This window comes from Actinoallomurus sp. NPDC050550 (genome assembly GCF_040655075.1).
GTDB lineage: Bacteria > Actinomycetota > Actinomycetes > Streptosporangiales > Streptosporangiaceae > Actinoallomurus.
The window spans coordinates 77,620-93,989 of record NZ_JBFAJC010000013.1; the positions used below are offsets into that span (position 1 = coordinate 77,620).

The following is a 16,370-nucleotide window of genomic DNA, read 5'->3' on the forward strand; positions in this document are numbered from 1 at the left end:
GCCGAGTCCCCCGCAGGACCGCGTGCGGGGCTCGAACGAGCGCTCGGTTGCCGAGAGCCGCCATTAGGGTCACCAGGATGAATCTTGATGAGGCGGTACGGCTCTGGGACCCGGAGCCTGGGTGGCTGAACACCGCGAGCTACGGCATACCGCCGGGGCCGGCCTTCGAGGCGCTGCAGAGCGCACTGGCCGAGTGGCGTCGTGGGGCCAACGGCTGGGACAAGTGGGACCGGTCCACCGATCGCGCGCGCGGCGCGTTCGCGCGTCTGGTCGGCGTCGCGGCCGACGACGTGGCCGTGGGCGCCTCCGCCTCGCAGGTGCTGGCGCCGGTCGCGGCCTCGCTGCCGCCCGGCTCGCGCGTCGTCGTCCCCGACATCGAGCAGACGTCGAACCTGTTCCCCTGGCTCGTGCACGATCTCGACGTGCGCACGGTACCGCCCGCCGACCTGCCCGGCGCGATCGACGAGCGCACGGACGCGGTCGCCTTCAGCCTGGTCCAGTCCGCGACGGGTGAGGTCGCCGCCGCGGACGAGGTCGTCGCGGCGGCGCGGGCGCACGGCGCGCTCGTCGTCGCCGACGCCACCCAGGCGGTCGGCTGGCTACCGGTCGACGCGACGTCCTTCGACGTCCTCGCCGTCTCCGCGTACAAGTGGCTGATGTGCCCGCGCGGCACCGCCTTCTGCTACGTGAGCCCGTCCGTGCGCGACCGCATCCGGCCGATCGCCGCCAACTGGTACGCCGGTGACGGCGACGCCTCGTACGGCCCGCCGCTGCGGCTGGCGAAGGACGCCCGGCGATTCGACATCGCCGCCCCCTGGTTCTCCTATGTCGCGGCCGCCCCCACGCTGGAGCTTCTCCTGGAGATCGGCATCGGTCCGATCCACGACCATGACGTGCGGCTGGCCAACCGGTTCCGGACCGGCCTCGGCATGCCGCCCGGCGACAGCGCGATCGTGAGCGTCACCCGCCCCGGCGCGGCCGAGCGGCTCGCGGCGGCCGGCATCCGCGCGTCCGTCCGCAACGGCGCGGCACGCCTCGCCTTCCACCTCTACACGACGGAAGCCGACGTCGACATCGCCGTCGCGGCGCTGATCTGAAGAATGATCATCTGTCGGCGGACGCTGTTACCCTCCCCGGCAGCTCATTCGATCATGCGGTGGAGGCGGTTCATGGACGTGGAGTCGGCCGGATCGGTTTCGGCGGATGCCGCCCCGGAGGGCGAGGACGTCACCGAGGCGAGCTGCTACCTGTTGGAGTTCTCGGTGGGTTCGGGCGGCTCACGCCTGGCAGATGTCTTCGTCGCCGCCGGCGTCGCGGGGGTGCGGGAGATCTTCGAGCGGCGCTATAAAGGCGCCACCGACCTGATCCCCTACCACGTGATGTGGTACGGAGCGGTCCTTCACCTCTGGGTGGTCCAAGGCGGCTCGATCGTAGAGGGCCTCGACCTGCGGACGCATCTGCGCAGTGGCGACCCCGCATGCGACCGGACGCTGGCCCGGGTCATCGCCCTCCAGGAACGCGACGATGACGACGAGCGCGCCGAGGAGATCTGGGAGGACGTGGACGCCGTCATCGAGGCGAACGACTGGGACGCGGCCCCGACTCTGCCACTGCTGGGCCGGGTATTCGAGCTGCACGACCGGATCGACGAGGATCCAGATGGCGCGGAGGCGGCAGAGGCCGAGCTCGATGCCCTCAGAGAGGCGATCGACGAAGGCGCCCTGCCTCGTCCCGACGAATCCGCGCCCCGGACGCTGACGCTGGACTGGGACGCCCTGGCGGCGTCGGCTCCCGCACTGGCGGATCCGCTGCTGGCCTCTTCATGGGTGAGCGTGGCGTGGACGGGCGATCCGATCTCGGTCAAGGACAGCTATGTCGGTCATCACCTTCGCTGGAGCAACGACGGCCGCATCGCCCTCCACGTCGGCTGCAACGACCTGGAGGGCGGCGAGGACGAGTGGCCGCAGGACGGCCGACCGCAGACGTGATCCCCGGCATGTGCTGCGCACTCAGGCACAGCACGCGCCGGGGATCATGGACGGCTCAGACCTGGATGCGGCTCTCCACGGCTTTGGCGATCTCCTCGACGGCCTCGTCGATGGGGATGCCGTTCTTCTGCTCGCCGTTGCGGTAGCGGAACGAGACGGCGTCCTTGGCGACGTCGTCGTCGCCGGCCAGCAGCATGTAGGGCACCTTCTGCTTCTGCGCGTTGCGGATCTTCTTCTGCATCCGGTCGCCGGAGGTGTCGACCTCCACCCGGATGCCCCGGTCGCGCAGCCTGGAAGCGATCTTCTGCAGGTGCGGGACGTGGTCGTCGGAGATGGGGATGCCGACCGCCTGCACCGGGGCCAGCCACGGCGGGAGCGCGCCCGCGTAGTGCTCGAGGAGCACGCCGAAGAACCGCTCGATCGACCCGAACAGCGCGCGGTGGATCATCACTGGGGTCTGTCGGGTGCCGTCGGCCGCCTGGTACTCCAGGCCGAAGCGCTTGGGCTGGTTGAAGTCGAGCTGGATGGTCGACAGCTGCCAGGTCCGGCCGATGGCGTCCTTGGCCTGCACGGAGATCTTCGGGCCGTAGAACGCGGCCCCGCCCGGGTCGTCCACCAGCTCCAGCCCGGACTCCTCAGCCGCCTGGCGCAGCGCCTCGGTCGCCTCCGCCCAGTCCGCGTCGTCGCCGATGAACTTGTCGGAGTCGTCCTTGGTGGACAGCTCCAGGAAGAACTCGGAGAGACCGAAGTCGCGCAGCACACTGAGCACGAAGCCCAGCAGCGACTTGATCTCGTCGCCCATCTGCTCCTTGGTGGTGTAGATGTGCGAGTCGTCCTGGGTCATGCCGCGCACGCGGGTGAGGCCGTGCACCACGCCCGACTTCTCGTACCGGTACACCGAGCCGAACTCGCACATCCGCAGCGGAAGCTCGCGGTAGGACCGCCCGCGCGCCCGGAAGATCAGGTTGTGCATCGGGCAGTTCATCGGCTTGACCCGGTAGTCGACCTCGTCCACCTCGAAGGGCGAGAACATGTCGTCGCCGTAGTACGGCAGGTGGCCGGAGATCTCGAAGAGTGACGACTTGGTGATGTGCGGGGTGTTGACGAACTCGTAGCCCGCCTCCTGCTGCCGCCGCCGCATGTAGTCCTCCATCTCCTTCCGGACGATGCCGCCCTTGGGGTGGAAGACGGGCAGCCCGCTGCCCAGCTCGGGCGGGAAGGAGAACAGGTCCAGCTCGGCGCCGAGCTTGCGGTGGTCGCGCTTCTCGGCCTCTTCCAGGAAGCTCAGGTACTCGTCCTGCTTCTCCCGGGACTCCCACGCGGTGCCGTAGATGCGCTGGAGCTGCGGGTTCTTCTCGCTGCCCCGCCAGTACGCGCCGCCGGACCGCATCAGCTTGAACGCGGGGATGACGCGGGTGGACGGCAGGTGCGGACCGCGGCACAGGTCCTTCCAGCGCAGGTCGCCGCTCTTGGCGTCGAGGTTGTCGTAGATGGTCAGCTCTCCGCCGCCGACCTCCACGCTCTCCTCGTCCGCGGCGGCGCCCTTGAGGCCGATGAGCTCCAGCTTGTACGGCTCGGCGGCGAGCTCCTCGCGGGCGTCGTCGTCGGCGACGACCCGGCGCGAGAACCGCTGCCCCTGCTTGACGATCTCCCGCATCTTCTTCTCGATGCGCTTGAGGTCGTCGGGCTGGAAGGGGTGCTCGACGTCGAAGTCGTAGTAGAAGCCGTTCTCGACGGGCGGGCCGATGCCGAGCTTGGCGTCGGGGAACAGCTCCTGCACCGCCTGCGCCATGACGTGCGCGGCGGAGTGACGCATGATGGCAAGGCCCTCGGACGAGTCGATCTGGATCGGCTCGACGACGTCGCCGTCACGCAGGGCGTACGCCAGGTCGCGGGCCTGGCCTCCGACGCGGGCGGCGATCACGGTGCGGCCGTCGGCGCCGAGCGCTTCTCCGGCGGTGGTGCCGGCCGCCACCACACGCTCGCTTCCGCCGAGGGTGATGCGCAGCTCAGACACGGAAACTCCTTGATGGTCAGGGATATCAGGTTCGAATGCTATCGACTGTGCGGGTCCGGCGGACGCCATCGGCTCCATGATCGCTCCTCTCGTGGCGGGAGCGAGCCGGGAAGCAGCGAGGCCCCGGGATCGCTCCCGGGGCCTCGGCCGTCAAGTCAGTGCAGGCAGCCGTCGCGCCGGGGCTCGCCCGGCGTCGTCGTCTCGAATATCGCCGCCATGCGCTCAGGGTATATCAGCGGCCGATGGCCCGCCACGCGGCTTTCTCGCCGTGAGCGCGCGCGGCGACGTGCAGCCGCCCGTCGGCGCCCAGAGCGCACAGCTCCCCGCTGACCGGCAGTGGGGCGGGAACCCCGACCAGCTGCATCCGGGGCGGTTTCCCGGTGACGGGTGGCTCGCCGTCGAGGCCCCGCGCGGCGTTGACCACCGCCGGGCTGTCCCAGAGCTTCGCCGCGACCTGACGGGAGATCGTCAGTGTCCGCGCGGTCCACGGCTCGCGGAACAGCACCCTGATCCGGCCGCCGGCCAGCTCGGCGGCGAGCGGCGCGATCGCCCCGGCCACCGGGAGGGTGCCCGCGAAGACGAGGGGCTTGCCCTGCGCGTGCTGGCGCCACCACAGGATCTGCGAGCGGGTCGCGGCGAACAGCTCGATCAGCCCGCCGTCGGTGACGACCGCCGCCAGGCCGTCCTGGACGTCGCCGTACCGCAGGTGCTTCTTCTTCGACTGGGGGGAGGCGACCTGCCGCATGTCGATGCCCGGCAGGTCCGTCCACTTGTGGCTCCAGCCGCCCGCGCCGAGGAACCGCGCGCTGACGCCCCCGCGCCCGTTGCGGACGAACACCGCGACCATCCCCGAGCCGTCGGCCACGGCCACCGGGGCGCCGGCCTGGTTGTGGATCTTCGCCGGGTCCGGGCGGCCGAGGGACCGCCAGCCCCCCTGGTCGAACGCGACGACCTCCCCGGTGTCGGAGCGCAGGCCGAGCACCACCGGCCCGGCGGCGGCCACCGCGGGCGCCAGCGGGCCGCCCGGATCGCCGAGGAACCGGGGGGCCGACCAGCGGCCGCCCGTGCGCCGCCAGGCGACCAGGCGGCCTCCGCCCACCGCGTACACGGTGTCCATCGCGGTGAAGCCGGTGCCGCGCGGCCACCGGTAGACCATCCGCGCCTCGTAGGCGTCCCAGTGGGGGTTCTCGGCGTTGATGCGGTAGTCGTGCGCGGAGTACGCCGCGAACACGCGCTGCTTGAATTTGTTGTCGGCCTCGCTGAGGTTCACCGCCAGGTTGCGGATGTTGTAGTCGCGGTAGTTGACCTGCAGCACGAGCCGGTCGGGGTGGCGTGCGGCGTAGCGGCGCACGGCCTCGCCGGCGAAGTGGGCGGCGGCGATGTGATCGGGATGGTCCGCGCTGTACCGCTCGTCGGGCGCGGTGTCCTGGGAGCGTACGACGGTCGGCCGGAAGCTCTGCATCAGGCCGGTGAGCGCGGTGAGGACGTCTTCCCGGGTCAGGCACCGCCGGTACGGCGAGCCCTCGGGCGCCTGGGTCCAGCCGCACAGCTCCGGATGATGGTCGGCGCCCCACAACTTGCCCAGGGTGTGCCAGCTCAGGCTGGCGCGCGGGTCGCGCCCGTCCGGCACGAGCATGAACACCAGCCGGATGTCGGGCCGGTCGACCAGGGTGTACGACTGCAGCCGCAGCGAGCCGGCCGTGAGGGTCTCCGGCCGCCACCGGTCGCGGACGCCGAGCATGAGGGCGTACGCCGTCCGCAGGCCGGTCTCGCGTTCGGCCACGTAGGCGTTCACGTCATGGGTGTCGGGCGGGGCTCCGGCCTTGCTCTCCCCCGCGCTGAGATAGACGGTCAGGTGCGGCGATCCGGCGCGCAGCGACTCCGACAGGTCCGGCGTCATGAACAGCAGGTCGTCGTCCTCGTGGGCGACGATCTGCAGGTAGCGGGAGCGGGCCGCGGGCGTTCCCGGCACCGCCGCGCCGTGGCGGTTCACCGACGCGCGCGTGTTGCTCTCGGAGAGCAGGCCGATGCCCGTGCCCAGCCCGGCTGCGGCGACCGCACCGACCAGGAAGAACCGTCGCCGATCGGGTCCGAATAGCGGAGCTCCGGATGCGGACGGTTCGTTGGACATGCGGCGGACACTCCCGTGATCGGCGCGGATGAGTGGGAACCAAACGAGTATCGCGGAACGCCAGACCTGTCCGTGCCCGGAAGCTCGACGCCGACCTGTCCGCGTCCAGAAACGGGGCGCCCGACCTGTCCGTGCGCGGAAGCTCGACGCCGACCTGTGCGTGGAAGCTCGACGCCGACCTGTCCGCGTCCAGAAACGGGGCTCTGGACCTGTCCGTGCACGGGAACGGGACGCCGGACCCGTCCAGGTGCGGAAACGGGACGCCGGACCCGTCCGGGTGCGGAAACGGGACGCCGGGCCGTCGAGTAAGCTGGGCGCGGCGAAGGGGAGTAGTCCCGCCGGCCGGTCGTCGACATGCTGGAGCGCTCAGCGCTCCCGGTGCCCGGGCCCCACGACAGGGGTGGACGAGACCTTCGGCTGTCGGTGACCGCTGATCACCGTGAGCCGAGGTCTCTTTTCTTGTCTCACGGTGTCCCGATCGATGAGGAATTCATGCTGCACGTCGTGATCCTGCTGGCATGCGCCGTAGCGATCTACTTGTCCTGCGAGTGGTTCGTCAACGCCGTGGAATGGCTGGGCGTCCGGTTGAAGGTCGGCCCGCTCGCCGTCGGGACCCTGCTCGCCGCGTTCGGCACGGCTCTTCCGGAGAGTGTTGTGACGTTCGTCGCCGTGGTGTTCGGCTCCGGCGAGGCGCAGAAGGACATCGGTGTCGGAGCCGCGATGGGCGGCCCCCTCGCCCTGGCCACCGTCGCGTACGGCGTGACCGGCTTCATGATGCTGACCAGCCGCCGGAAGGTCCAGGCCGCCGCCCGTACGGCCGCCCCCGTCGGCGGCGGAACCGGCGCCGCCGCCGAGGACACGACGGGCGGCTCACCGAGTGACGACCTGGGCGACACCGGCAAACTCGCGCGCGACCAGCGGTGGTTCCTCGCCATCTTCGTCGTGAAGGTGGCGCTGGGCCTGGTGGCCTTCGCGTACAAGCCCTGGCTCGGCCTGCTCTTCTTTGCCGCGTACGCGGTCTACTTCTGGCGGGAGCTGCGCGATGGCGGGGAGCACGGCGACGGCGCGGACCTGGAGCCGCTGCTCCTGCAGCGCCGCCGCGAGACGCCGGCGACGTGGGCCGTCGTCACGCAGAGCGTCGTCACCCTTGTGATCATCTTCTTCGCGTCGCAGCTGTTCGTGCACCAGCTCGACGCGATCGGCCCGATGATCGGCCTGCCCGCGGCGGTCACCGCGCTGCTGCTCTCCCCCATCGCCACCGAGCTGCCCGAGATCATGAACGCCGTGATCTGGGTCCGCCAGGGCAAGACTCCGCTTGCCCTGGCCAACATCAGCGGCGCGATGATGATCCAGGCGACCGTGCCGTCCGGGCTGGGCATCCTGTTCACGCCGTGGCGATTCGACGGCGCCCTGCTCCTGTCCGGAGTGGTCACGATGGCGGCCATGGTGTTCCTGCTGGCGATGCTCAGGACGGGCCGCTTCAACGCCCGGACCCTGACCCTGGCGGCCGGCTTCTACGCCGTCTTCGGGCTCTGCCTGATCCCGATCCTGTCCTGATCACGACGGACCGGCGGTGACGCCGGTCCGCGGTCGGCGGCGGTGCCGGGCGGGACCGGCGGGGGCGGTCAGGCCTTCTTGGCCAGGCGGCTGCGCACGTCGTCCATGTCGAGGGCGCGGACCTGCTCGATGAGGCTCTCGAGGGACTCGGCGGGGAGCGCGCCGGGCTGGGAGAACACGATCACGCCGTCGCGGACCGCCATGATCGTCGGGATGGACCGGATGTCGAAGCGCATCGCCAGGTCCTGTTCGGCCTCGGTGTCGACCTTGCCGAAGACGATGTCCTCGTGCTTGGCGGACGCCTCGTCGTAGATGGGCGCGAACATCTTGCACGGCCCGCACCAGCTGGCCCAGAAGTCGACCAGCACGATGCCGTCGCCGCTCGCGGCCTTGTCGAAATTCTCGGAGGTCAGCGTCGTCGTCGCCATGTCACAGCTCCTCGGTGTCGGGGTCAACGGGTCCTATCAGGCCACCCGCCCCCAGCACAACAGAGGAGGCACGCCGGTAATTCCGGTGGCGCGCCGGCACGAACGGTCCGGCGATGATGGCCACGACTCTCGGCCTCGCAGCCCGGGTCCCCGGTCATACCGGGGGTGCCTGGGATGCGCAGCTCCTCGAGAGTCATCGCCGGACCGGTCGCAGACGCGCTCTTACCGACGCGTCTGCGAAACGGAATGGTCGGTCAGCAGCACCGGCTGAACGCGTCACCCGGCGACACCGTGTCCGCGGACGCGGAGACGGTGCCGACCGCCTGTACACCGACGAGTGAAGTGACTATAGCCAACACGAACAGGGCGATGACCCTGCGAAGGTGTGACATTGTTTTCTATCCTTTCGTGTGGTTCTGTCATTTTCTTGTAGAGGCGGACGGGATGCCAGGTCAAGAATCGCTTGGGGAACGGGTTCGTAACTTGCGGTTGCGCAAGCAGCTTTCGCAGGCCCAGCTGGCCTGGCCGGAACTCTCCGACAGCTACGTGTCACTCATCGAAAGCGGCAAGCGCAGCCCCGCGCCGAGCATGGTGGCACTCCTGGCCCGCAAGCTCGGCTGCTCCGAGTCGTACCTGCTCACCGGGGTCACGGAAGAGACCATCAGCGGGCTCCGGGAGACGCTGGGGTACGCGCAGATCGCTCTGCAGAACGGCGCCGCCGCCGAGGCCCGCATCCGCTTCTCCGAGGTCCTCGCCGACCCCGCCCTGGCCGACCTGCCCGCGCTCGCGCACGATGCCCGCTGGGGTCACGCGCTGGCCCTCGAGGCGACCGGCGCGCTCGAGGAGGCGATCACCGACCTCGAACTCGCGGCCGAGACGCTCTCCCCGCTGTCGGAACCCGAGCGATGGGCCGAGGTCCACACCGCGCTGAGCCGCTGCCACCGCGAGCGCGGGGATCTGGCCCTCAGCATCCAGGTCGGCGAGGACGCCCTCGAACGGTTGACCGCCGCCGGCGGGCCGTGGACCGACACGATGGTGATGCTCGGCTCCACCATCCTGGCCGGCTACGAGATGCGCGGCGATCTGGCGTACGCGCGGCAGCTCGCGGAGATCCTCATCGAGCGCGCGGAGGCCATCGGCAGCCCGCGCGCGCTGATGGCCGCGTACTGGAACGCCGCATGGGTGGCGGATCTGCGCAGCGACGCCCAGGAGGCGCTCAAGCTGTCCGAACGCGCGATCGCCCTGCTCGGTGAGGAGAACGATCCGCGCAACCTGCCCCGGCTGCGGATGGCGTACGCCTACTTCATGCTGCGCGCCCACCCCGAACAGGCCGAGCACGCCCGGGAGCTGCTGGACCAGGCCGAGGGTGAGATGGTCTCCGGTTCGGCCAGCACGGTCGACATCGCGTGGTGCCTCATGTATCAGGCGCGGGCCGAGATCGTGCTCGGGCGGCCGATCGAGGCCGCGGCGCTGGCGCGGCGGGCGACCGACATGCTCACCGACACGGCCGGAATGGCCATCGCTGAGGCCTACACCGTCCTGGGCGACGCGCAGGTCCGCCTCGGGCTCCGCGAGGAAGGGGTCGCCGCGTTCTCCCAGGCGGTGGAGTACCTGGAGAAGATGGAGGCGCACCGGCCCGCCGCCCGCGCGTGGTTCGACCTGGCGGAACTGCTCGGGGCCGCGGGGCAGGCCGACGGGCAGAAGGCCGCCTTCCAGCGGGCTCTGGCCTGCATGGGACTCTGAGTTCGGGTTCGGGGGAACCGATCCACTCCGGCTCGCGTCTACCTTGTCGTTCATGGAAGGCTTCATCCGGAAAAGCTGGATAGAGCCTGAAGTACGACCCTCGGAGGAATGACGTGATGGTTCGGCGGATCCGACTGGCAGCGGTGGCGGCCGTGGCACTCACTCCCGCGTTGCTGACGCTGTCGGCCTGCGGTCACTCTCATCACCACGTGGTGCATCACCACGTCGTCCACCACGTCGTGGTGCACCACCGCCACCGCTGACCGGGTGCCGCCGGCCGGAGACCCCGGCCGGCCCCTTCCTCCTGTCGACCGATTCGCCGACTCCTCTTGACGCGCGCGCGAAGCGGACTCATTCTCGGAGCTTGTTAGGAAACCTTCCTAACACCCGTCGGGTGTCGGCGCGCCGCCCCGGCGGTGCAGTCCCCGCCGAGGAGGCCCGCATGTCCCACAGAAGGGGCCGGTCGACTGCCCTCGCGACCGCGGTCGCCGTCGTCTCACTCCCGCTTGTCGCCGTGACCGGTCAGGCCGGTGCCGCTCCGGCGGCCATGGCCCGGCAGGCCGGTGCGGCCGCGACCCCCGCCCACCCGTTCCCGACGCATGTGACGTACAAGACGGGCGTCATGCCGTCCGCGAGCCAGTCCGCGCGCGACGCCGCCGTCACGAAGCAGTACGGCTCCTGGAAGAGCAAGTACCTGCGCGCCGCCTGCGGCGGCTACCTCGTCTACGCCACCGGGGACGCCCCGAACAAGGGCACCGTCTCCGAGGCGCAGGGCTACGGCATGAACATCGTGCCGCTCATGGCCGGCTACGACGCCGACGCCAAGACGGAGTTCGACGGGCTGTGGCACGTGGTGTCCACCCATCGCGACTCCCAGGGCATGATGGAATGGAAGATCGACGGCAGTTCCTGCAAGTACGCCGACTCCGGGACGCCCGACGCCGCCACGGACGGCGACCTGGACGTCGGGTACGGCCTGATCCTCGCCGACAGGCAGTGGGGCGGCTACACCAGCGCGGCCAAGGACTGGCTGGCCAAGCTCTACGCCGCCGACGTCGCCTCCGACGGGCACCTCAAGTGCGAGGACGACGGGCCGAACACCGACACCCGCCCGTCCGACCACATGCTCGACCACCTGCGCGCCTTCGCCGCCTACGACACCGCCCACGACTGGAACAAGGTCGTCACGCGCACCGAGGCGGTCATCAAGGCGTTCACCGCGAAGTACTCCCCCACCGCGAACCTCCTGTCGGACTTCGTGGTGAAGGCCAACACCAGCAGCCCGCAGCCGGCGCCCGCCGACTACCAGGAGAGCCAGCCGGACAACATCGTCGGCTACAACTCCGTGCGCGTGCCGTGGCACATGGGAACCGACGCCCTGCTGTACGGGTCGTCGGTGAGCGTCGGCGTCGCCACGAAGGAGTCGGCGAGCTACAAGAGCCACGCGGGCGGCGACCCGGCGAAGATCTACCCGCACACCAAGCTCGACGGCAGCCCCACGCAGACCGACGACCAGTCCGAGGCCGCCAACGACCCGGTCGGCGTGGCCGCCATGGCCGCCGGCGACCAGGCCTGGACGGACAAGCTGTGGAACTTCCTGGCCACCAACCCGTACGGCGACACGTACTACGGCGAGACGATCAAGATGCTCGTCTACATCGTCATGGCGGGTGACTACTGGTCCCCCGCGAGCTGACGTCGGCGGATCAATGACTCGTATCCGAGCACGTGGGCCCGCCGGGCACTCGCACCGGCAGGCCCGCGCGCTCAGCGGGGGTGAAGTCGCGGTAACCGATGATCCGGCACAGCTGCCGGGCCCACGCCCCGGGATCGAGAACGAGCGGTCCGGCGTCGTCGCCGTCGGCGAACACCACCGTCCTGCCGTTCCTCGACGCGTCGAGGAACTGGTAGTGCGTGGCCGAGATGGTGTCCGACGCGTCGCCGAAGTCGTACGACTGCTGGTAGGCGCGGGCTCCGACCCGGTAGACGCGCACGGCCTCGTTGGAGGCCAGCAGGAAGTGGCCGTGCGCGTCGAGGAACTTGGCGACGAAGGTGTCATTGCCCAGGCTGGGCAGTGGACCGAGTTCCCTGCGGAGGGGATGGCGCCGCCACAGTTCGACCACACTGCCGTGGCGGAGCAGAGCGAAGTAGTGTCCGCTGGGGTCGTAGAAGAGCGCGATCGTGTCGGTGCCGGTCGTCATGTCGGGCCTGAGCCGACCGGTCCGCAGGTCAAGGACGCGGACGACCCGGTCACCACCGGCGAGGACGATCACCTCGTCGCCGGTCGTGTACTCGCTGACGTAGAGCTGCGGAACGCCCGCGGCGACCGTCGGGTGCAGTGCCGTGGCATCGAACTCGGCCAGTCGCCGCCCGTCCCGGGGGTCCCACAGCTGGATCCGGGTGCCGGACACGGTGACCAGGTGATCCGCACGGTCGAAGAAGTACGTCAGGATGCTCGAGGACGTGGTGTCGACCGGCGGTGGCGGGACGGTGATCTGCGCCGTCGGCCGCAGCGAGGCGGCGTCGCGTACGGCGATGAGGGATTCACCCTCCCGCTCCGCCAGCAGCCTTCCGGTCCGGTCGAACCTCGGGACGTCGGCCTTGTCGGGGACAAGGTACGGCTTCGGCCGCGCAGCTTCGGCCAGCGGCCTTCCGGTTCCGTCGGTGGTGCGCAGTTGCAGGCGGGACCCGTCCTTGGCGACGTAGACGACGCGGCCGCCGTCGGGCGTGAGCGCGGCGCCGCCGACGTCGATGTTCCCCAGCCCGGAGGACAGGCGCGTGTAGGTGATCTGCGTGTCGGCGGTGCCGATGAGCACGGGCCCGCCGCCGGTCGCCGCCAGGCGCGGGTAGTAGGAGGAGACCACCCCGTCGGGCAGGTGGGTCTGTGAGACCTGCCTGCCCTGGTCCAGGTCGATGAGGCTCATCGAGGATGCCCCGCCGACCGCGACGTGGTGCCCGGTCACGTCGGTGGCGGCCAACTGGCAGACGTTCTCGCCCTTCTGCGTGTACGGCCGGCCCACCGGTGCTCCGTCGGCGACGCGCCGTGCGGCCACCGCCGCCCCGCCGCCCCCGGTCCGGCAGAACGACACCACGTTCCCGTCGCCGGACACCCCGAAGCCGCTGACATCGGTCGCAACGGTGCGCTTCGCGCCTGTCGCCAGGTCGACGGCGACGACGTCCTCGGTGTGCGACGGACCGGAGCGGTACACGCCGGTCAGCACCGTCCGGTCGTCGGGACCGAACCACACCGTGCCGTCGTTGTCCTTCGGGGCGGGCACGCGCCGGGGCGCGCCGCCCGTCCGCAGGTTCCACCAGACGACGTGGACGCTGGACTCCGAGGCGAGCAGCGCGCCGTCCTCTGACATGTCCGCCCGGTTGTCGGCGAACGAGTTCTCGGCGACCTCGGGCGCCGCGGGCAGCCGATGCGGCGCGCCGACCTGGCCGCGGTCGGCGTCGCGCACGTCGTACCACTCCACGGAGCCGTCGATGTTGACGAACGCGACCCGCTCGCCGTCGGGGGCGACCACCGGGAAGTCCACCTGAGTGTCGGAGTCCAGCCGCCGCTGCCGCATGCGGCCGTCGGCGGCGTGGGTGAACAGCGTCGCCGTGCCCTGTACCGTGCGCGCCAGCAGGACGTCGCCGTTGCGGCTCGCCTGGATCCTGGCGACCTGCCCGAGCAGCCCGGAAAGGGTGCGGTCCGACCAGGAATACTTGAGGTACGCCCGCAGCAGCGCGTTGCGCGCCTCCTGCGTGGGAGAGGCGCGGTACGCGGCGAGGGCGAGCATCACCGACTGCGCCGGGTCCAGGTAGGCCTCGTCGGCCGAGGACTGCACCAGCGCCCGCGAGTCGGCCAGCGCGTCGAGTCCGGCGCTGACATGCCGCTGGTAGGCGAACAGTGACCCCAGGACCAGGGCCAGCGCGACCAAGCCTGCCAGCCCGGACAGCAGCACCCGGCGCCGGCGGGCGCGCGCACGCCGATGGAGTCGGCCTTGGCGCAGATAGTCGCGTTCGGCGTCGCTCAGGTAGGTCGAGCGTTCGGCCGGCCAGCGATCGGCGAGCTCGAGAGTGGACGACGTCGGCAGCAGCTCCGGGCTCCGGCCGGCGTCGTTCCAGCGGTCCAGGTCATGCTGGAGCGATCCACGCCAGGCGAGGAACGAGCGGTCGTCGGCGACCCAGGCGCTCAGCCTGTCCCAGCCGCCGATCAGCGCCTCGTGGGCCAGCTCCACGGTCTCGACGCCCTCGCCGTCCCGGTCGGTCACGAGAAGCCGGGTCGCGGCGAGCCGCCGGGCGATGTCCCATTCCTCCGCGCTCATCTCGGAGCGCGGGGCGTTCCTGCGCGTCGCGGTGGTGGAGCCGACCGGAAGGCTGATGAGCCGGGTGAATAAACGCTTGGCGTCGGGTTCCTCCGAGGCGGGAACGCTCTCGGCCCATACCCTCTCGGCGTACGCGCTCAACGCTCCGGGCACTCCGCCGAGCTCCTCGTAGGCGGCGTGGGTGAGCAGGCCACCGCTCTGCTGCCGCCACAGCAGATCCAGCGTGAAGCCGAGCAGGGAGAGGGCTCCGGGTTCGGCGCCGGTGTCGGCGAGGATGCGGTCGACGAGGCGGTCCTCATAGCCGACCCCGGGAATCGCCGCGACCGGTGCGGTGACGACCCGCCGAAGATCCTCCTCGGACATCGCGCCGAGGACGTAGACCGGGCTCCGCACGACGGGGGCGATCCGGGGATGGGCCAGTGCGGTCTCCAGGAAGTCGGCGCGCAGGGTGGTGAGCACGCGGACGGCGTCCGGCAGCGCGTCGGTGAACAGCACGTCGGCCAGCGCGTCCACCGCCTCGGTCTCCTGCGCGAGCAGTTCCTCGAACTGGTCGACCACGATCAGCAGCCGATCCCGCCCCTCGTTCCGCAGCACCTGCGGGACCAGATCACTCAGGCCACCGTCGGCCAGCGCGTCCCTGAGCCCCGGGAGCCGCAGGAGACGTTCGGTGGCGCCCAGGTCGGGCTCCAGCAAGGCCAGGAGCGCGGACGCCAGCGCGGACAACGGACTGCTGCCGGAACTCGGCCGCAGCACGGCCACCGCGAAGCCCTCCGCCCGCACCCGTGGTACGACGCCCGCCAGCGCCAGCGAGGACTTGCCGGAACCGGACGGACCGACCAGGCAGACCCGGCGTTCGGCGCGCACCATGGCCGCGAGTTCGTCGCTCTCCTTCTCCCGGCCGTGGAACACCCCGGCGTCGGCCTCTGTGAACGCCGCCAGGCCCCGGAACGGCGACGAGGGGAGGACGAGCCCGCGAAGCGGCGGCCAGGCCGCCATCAGGGCCTCGGTCGGGATGAGGTAGCTCACCGGCGGATCACCCGCTTCGGCGACCGCCATCATGCCGACCGCGCCGGCGAGGTTCTCGTCCCACACCGGGCCGCCGCTGAAGCCCCCGGAGACCCGGTAGCCGGCCCCGGTGAGGTCGACCTGCACCCAGCCGTCGGCCTGCCGCGACCGCATTACGCCCGAGTGCCACACCCCGCCGGAACGCCCCAGGGGAAAGCCGAAGGCACGTGCCGGATGTCCCCACAGGTCCCGGGCCTCCACCAGGCGGATCGGCCGGGCGCCGGGTGGGGGTTCGTGGAGCCGGAGCACGGCGACGTCTCCCAGGGTCTCCGTGCCCGTCGCCCCTCCCTGCTCGGCCGGCGGCACCCAGTGCTCGACGCTCGCCTCGACCGACGGCGCGGACGGCAGCAGCGGCAGGTCCAGCCGGAGGCGGGAAGACGCGTCGGGTCGCGTCCCACGGTCGGCGCCGAGGGCGGCCAAGACGACATGGGCGCAGGTCAGCGCGAGCTCGGGGGTGACCAGGAAGCCGCCTCCGACCGGCTCACCGCTCGCGTCGTGGATCCGGAGCATCGCCGCGTCCAGGGCCGCAGGCCCCAGCCCGGCCGACGCCTCCGGCCCCGCGGAGGTCATGAAGAGAGCGCGGCCGGGTCACCAGAGTCGGAGGCTGCGGGTCTCCACTTCAGCGATACCGAGAAGGCGGCCTCCGCCGCCGTACTGGTGATCACCACGTCGGCCTCCGCGGACAGGGAGATGCCGAACTCGACGCCGATCTCATCCGGGGCGTCGACCATCTCCCGGAAGTTGCTGACGAAGTCCTCCGCGACGGGCCGGATGCCGGCGAGCATCTCGCCGAGCGAGCGCGTGGCCCGCGCGACGACCTGACCCGGCCGGGCGGCCTTGACCAGCCCGTCGGCGGACTCGGCGATCTGAACCTTGACCACTTCCGCCGATTCGCCGTTCACCGTCACGGGCAACTCGACCAGATACGCCATGTTCCTCTTCCGCTCGTCACCGCTCTTCGCGGCATCCCTGCGCTTTCAGCGACATCCGCCCCGAACCGCCGTGTACACACGGCGCGCGATGCCGAACGTACAACAGGAGTCGCCGATCCAGAAGGTGATCGCGGGATCACGGTTCCATCCCCGACATGACCGCTGGTCGCCGCGAGCCGGGCTCCGCGAAGGCCAC

At 70.8% G+C, this 16,370-nt stretch carries 11 protein-coding genes; 6 read left to right on the plus strand and 5 right to left on the minus strand.

Annotated elements, in window-relative coordinates; translation table 11 throughout:
• Nucleotides 1–77: 77 nt before the first annotated feature.
• Nucleotides 78–1,097: an aminotransferase class V-fold PLP-dependent enzyme gene (locus tag AB0I04_RS19840; protein WP_360886317.1), complete on the plus strand. Its 1,020-nt coding sequence runs from the start codon at nucleotides 78–80 to the stop codon at nucleotides 1,095–1,097.
• Between the two features lie 72 nt (nucleotides 1,098–1,169).
• On the plus strand, nucleotides 1,170–1,988 hold the full coding sequence (locus AB0I04_RS19845; protein WP_360886319.1) for a hypothetical protein: 819 nt from the start codon (nucleotides 1,170–1,172) through the stop codon (nucleotides 1,986–1,988).
• Nucleotides 1,989–2,043: 55 nt separating this feature from the next.
• On the opposite strand, the gene thrS is transcribed toward AB0I04_RS19845, so the two are convergent.
• Both thrS and AB0I04_RS19855 read right to left on the minus strand, forming a co-directional pair.
• Complete coding sequence (gene thrS / locus AB0I04_RS19850; protein ID WP_360886321.1) at nucleotides 2,044–4,005, minus strand: threonine--tRNA ligase; 1,962 nt, start codon at nucleotides 4,003–4,005, stop codon at nucleotides 2,044–2,046.
• 232 nt (nucleotides 4,006–4,237) lie between these two features.
• A complete protein-coding gene (locus tag AB0I04_RS19855) occupies nucleotides 4,238–6,136 on the minus strand; it encodes a PIG-L family deacetylase (RefSeq protein WP_360886323.1) in 1,899 nt (632 codons plus the stop codon).
• 492 nt (nucleotides 6,137–6,628) lie between these two features.
• On the opposite strand from AB0I04_RS19855, the gene AB0I04_RS19860 reads away from it, so the two are divergent.
• Nucleotides 6,629–7,693: a sodium:calcium antiporter gene (locus AB0I04_RS19860; RefSeq protein WP_360886325.1), complete on the plus strand. Its 1,065-nt coding sequence runs from the start codon at nucleotides 6,629–6,631 to the stop codon at nucleotides 7,691–7,693.
• 68 nt (nucleotides 7,694–7,761) lie between these two features.
• Here AB0I04_RS19860 and trxA read toward each other — a convergent pair whose 3' ends face one another.
• Nucleotides 7,762–8,121, minus strand: a complete 360-nt coding sequence (trxA, locus tag AB0I04_RS19865) for a thioredoxin (protein ID WP_360886327.1) — start codon at nucleotides 8,119–8,121, stop codon at nucleotides 7,762–7,764.
• Nucleotides 8,122–8,565: 444 nt separating this feature from the next.
• Here trxA and AB0I04_RS19870 point away from each other — a divergent pair, with 444 nt between their 5' ends.
• From AB0I04_RS19870 to AB0I04_RS19880, 3 genes are all read left to right on the plus strand, one after another.
• Entirely contained in the window at nucleotides 8,566–9,864 is a 1,299-nt protein-coding gene (locus AB0I04_RS19870) for a helix-turn-helix transcriptional regulator (protein WP_360886329.1), read from the plus strand.
• Nucleotides 9,865–9,980: 116 nt separating this feature from the next.
• Nucleotides 9,981–10,127, plus strand: coding sequence for a hypothetical protein (locus AB0I04_RS19875; protein WP_360886332.1), 147 nt, complete (start codon nucleotides 9,981–9,983; stop codon nucleotides 10,125–10,127).
• A 179-nt stretch (nucleotides 10,128–10,306) separates the two neighbouring features.
• Nucleotides 10,307–11,560, plus strand: coding sequence for a glycosyl hydrolase family 8 (locus tag AB0I04_RS19880; RefSeq protein WP_360886334.1), 1,254 nt, complete (start codon nucleotides 10,307–10,309; stop codon nucleotides 11,558–11,560).
• A gap of 10 nt (nucleotides 11,561–11,570) precedes the next feature.
• Here the strand turns inward: AB0I04_RS19880 and AB0I04_RS19885 are convergent, their stop codons facing one another.
• On the minus strand, nucleotides 11,571–15,812 hold the full coding sequence (locus tag AB0I04_RS19885; protein WP_360886336.1) for a serine protease: 4,242 nt from the start codon (nucleotides 15,810–15,812) through the stop codon (nucleotides 11,571–11,573).
• The gene (locus AB0I04_RS19890) at nucleotides 15,809–16,174 is read right to left on the minus strand and encodes a CU044_2847 family protein (protein WP_360886338.1); all 366 of its coding nucleotides are present in this window, start codon (nucleotides 16,172–16,174) and stop codon (nucleotides 15,809–15,811) included. The genes AB0I04_RS19885 and AB0I04_RS19890 overlap by 4 nt, the downstream gene beginning before the upstream one ends.
• Nucleotides 16,175–16,370 lie beyond the last annotated feature (196 nt).

Coding starts and splice junctions, on each gene's coding strand:
- AB0I04_RS19855 (WP_360886323.1), bottom strand. CDS start 6,136: ATGTCCAACGAACCGTCCGCATCCGGAGCTCCGCTATTCGGACCCGAT.
- AB0I04_RS19870 (WP_360886329.1), top strand. CDS start 8,566: ATGCCAGGTCAAGAATCGCTTGGGGAACGGGTTCGTAACTTGCGGTTG.
- trxA (WP_360886327.1), bottom strand. CDS start 8,121: ATGGCGACGACGACGCTGACCTCCGAGAATTTCGACAAGGCCGCGAGC.
- AB0I04_RS19860 (WP_360886325.1), top strand. CDS start 6,629: ATGCTGCACGTCGTGATCCTGCTGGCATGCGCCGTAGCGATCTACTTG.
- AB0I04_RS19890 (WP_360886338.1), bottom strand. CDS start 16,174: ATGGCGTATCTGGTCGAGTTGCCCGTGACGGTGAACGGCGAATCGGCG.
- AB0I04_RS19840 (WP_360886317.1), top strand. CDS start 78: ATGAATCTTGATGAGGCGGTACGGCTCTGGGACCCGGAGCCTGGGTGG.
- AB0I04_RS19875 (WP_360886332.1), top strand. CDS start 9,981: ATGGTTCGGCGGATCCGACTGGCAGCGGTGGCGGCCGTGGCACTCACT.
- AB0I04_RS19845 (WP_360886319.1), top strand. CDS start 1,170: ATGGACGTGGAGTCGGCCGGATCGGTTTCGGCGGATGCCGCCCCGGAG.
- AB0I04_RS19885 (WP_360886336.1), bottom strand. CDS start 15,812: ATGACCTCCGCGGGGCCGGAGGCGTCGGCCGGGCTGGGGCCTGCGGCC.
- AB0I04_RS19880 (WP_360886334.1), top strand. CDS start 10,307: ATGTCCCACAGAAGGGGCCGGTCGACTGCCCTCGCGACCGCGGTCGCC.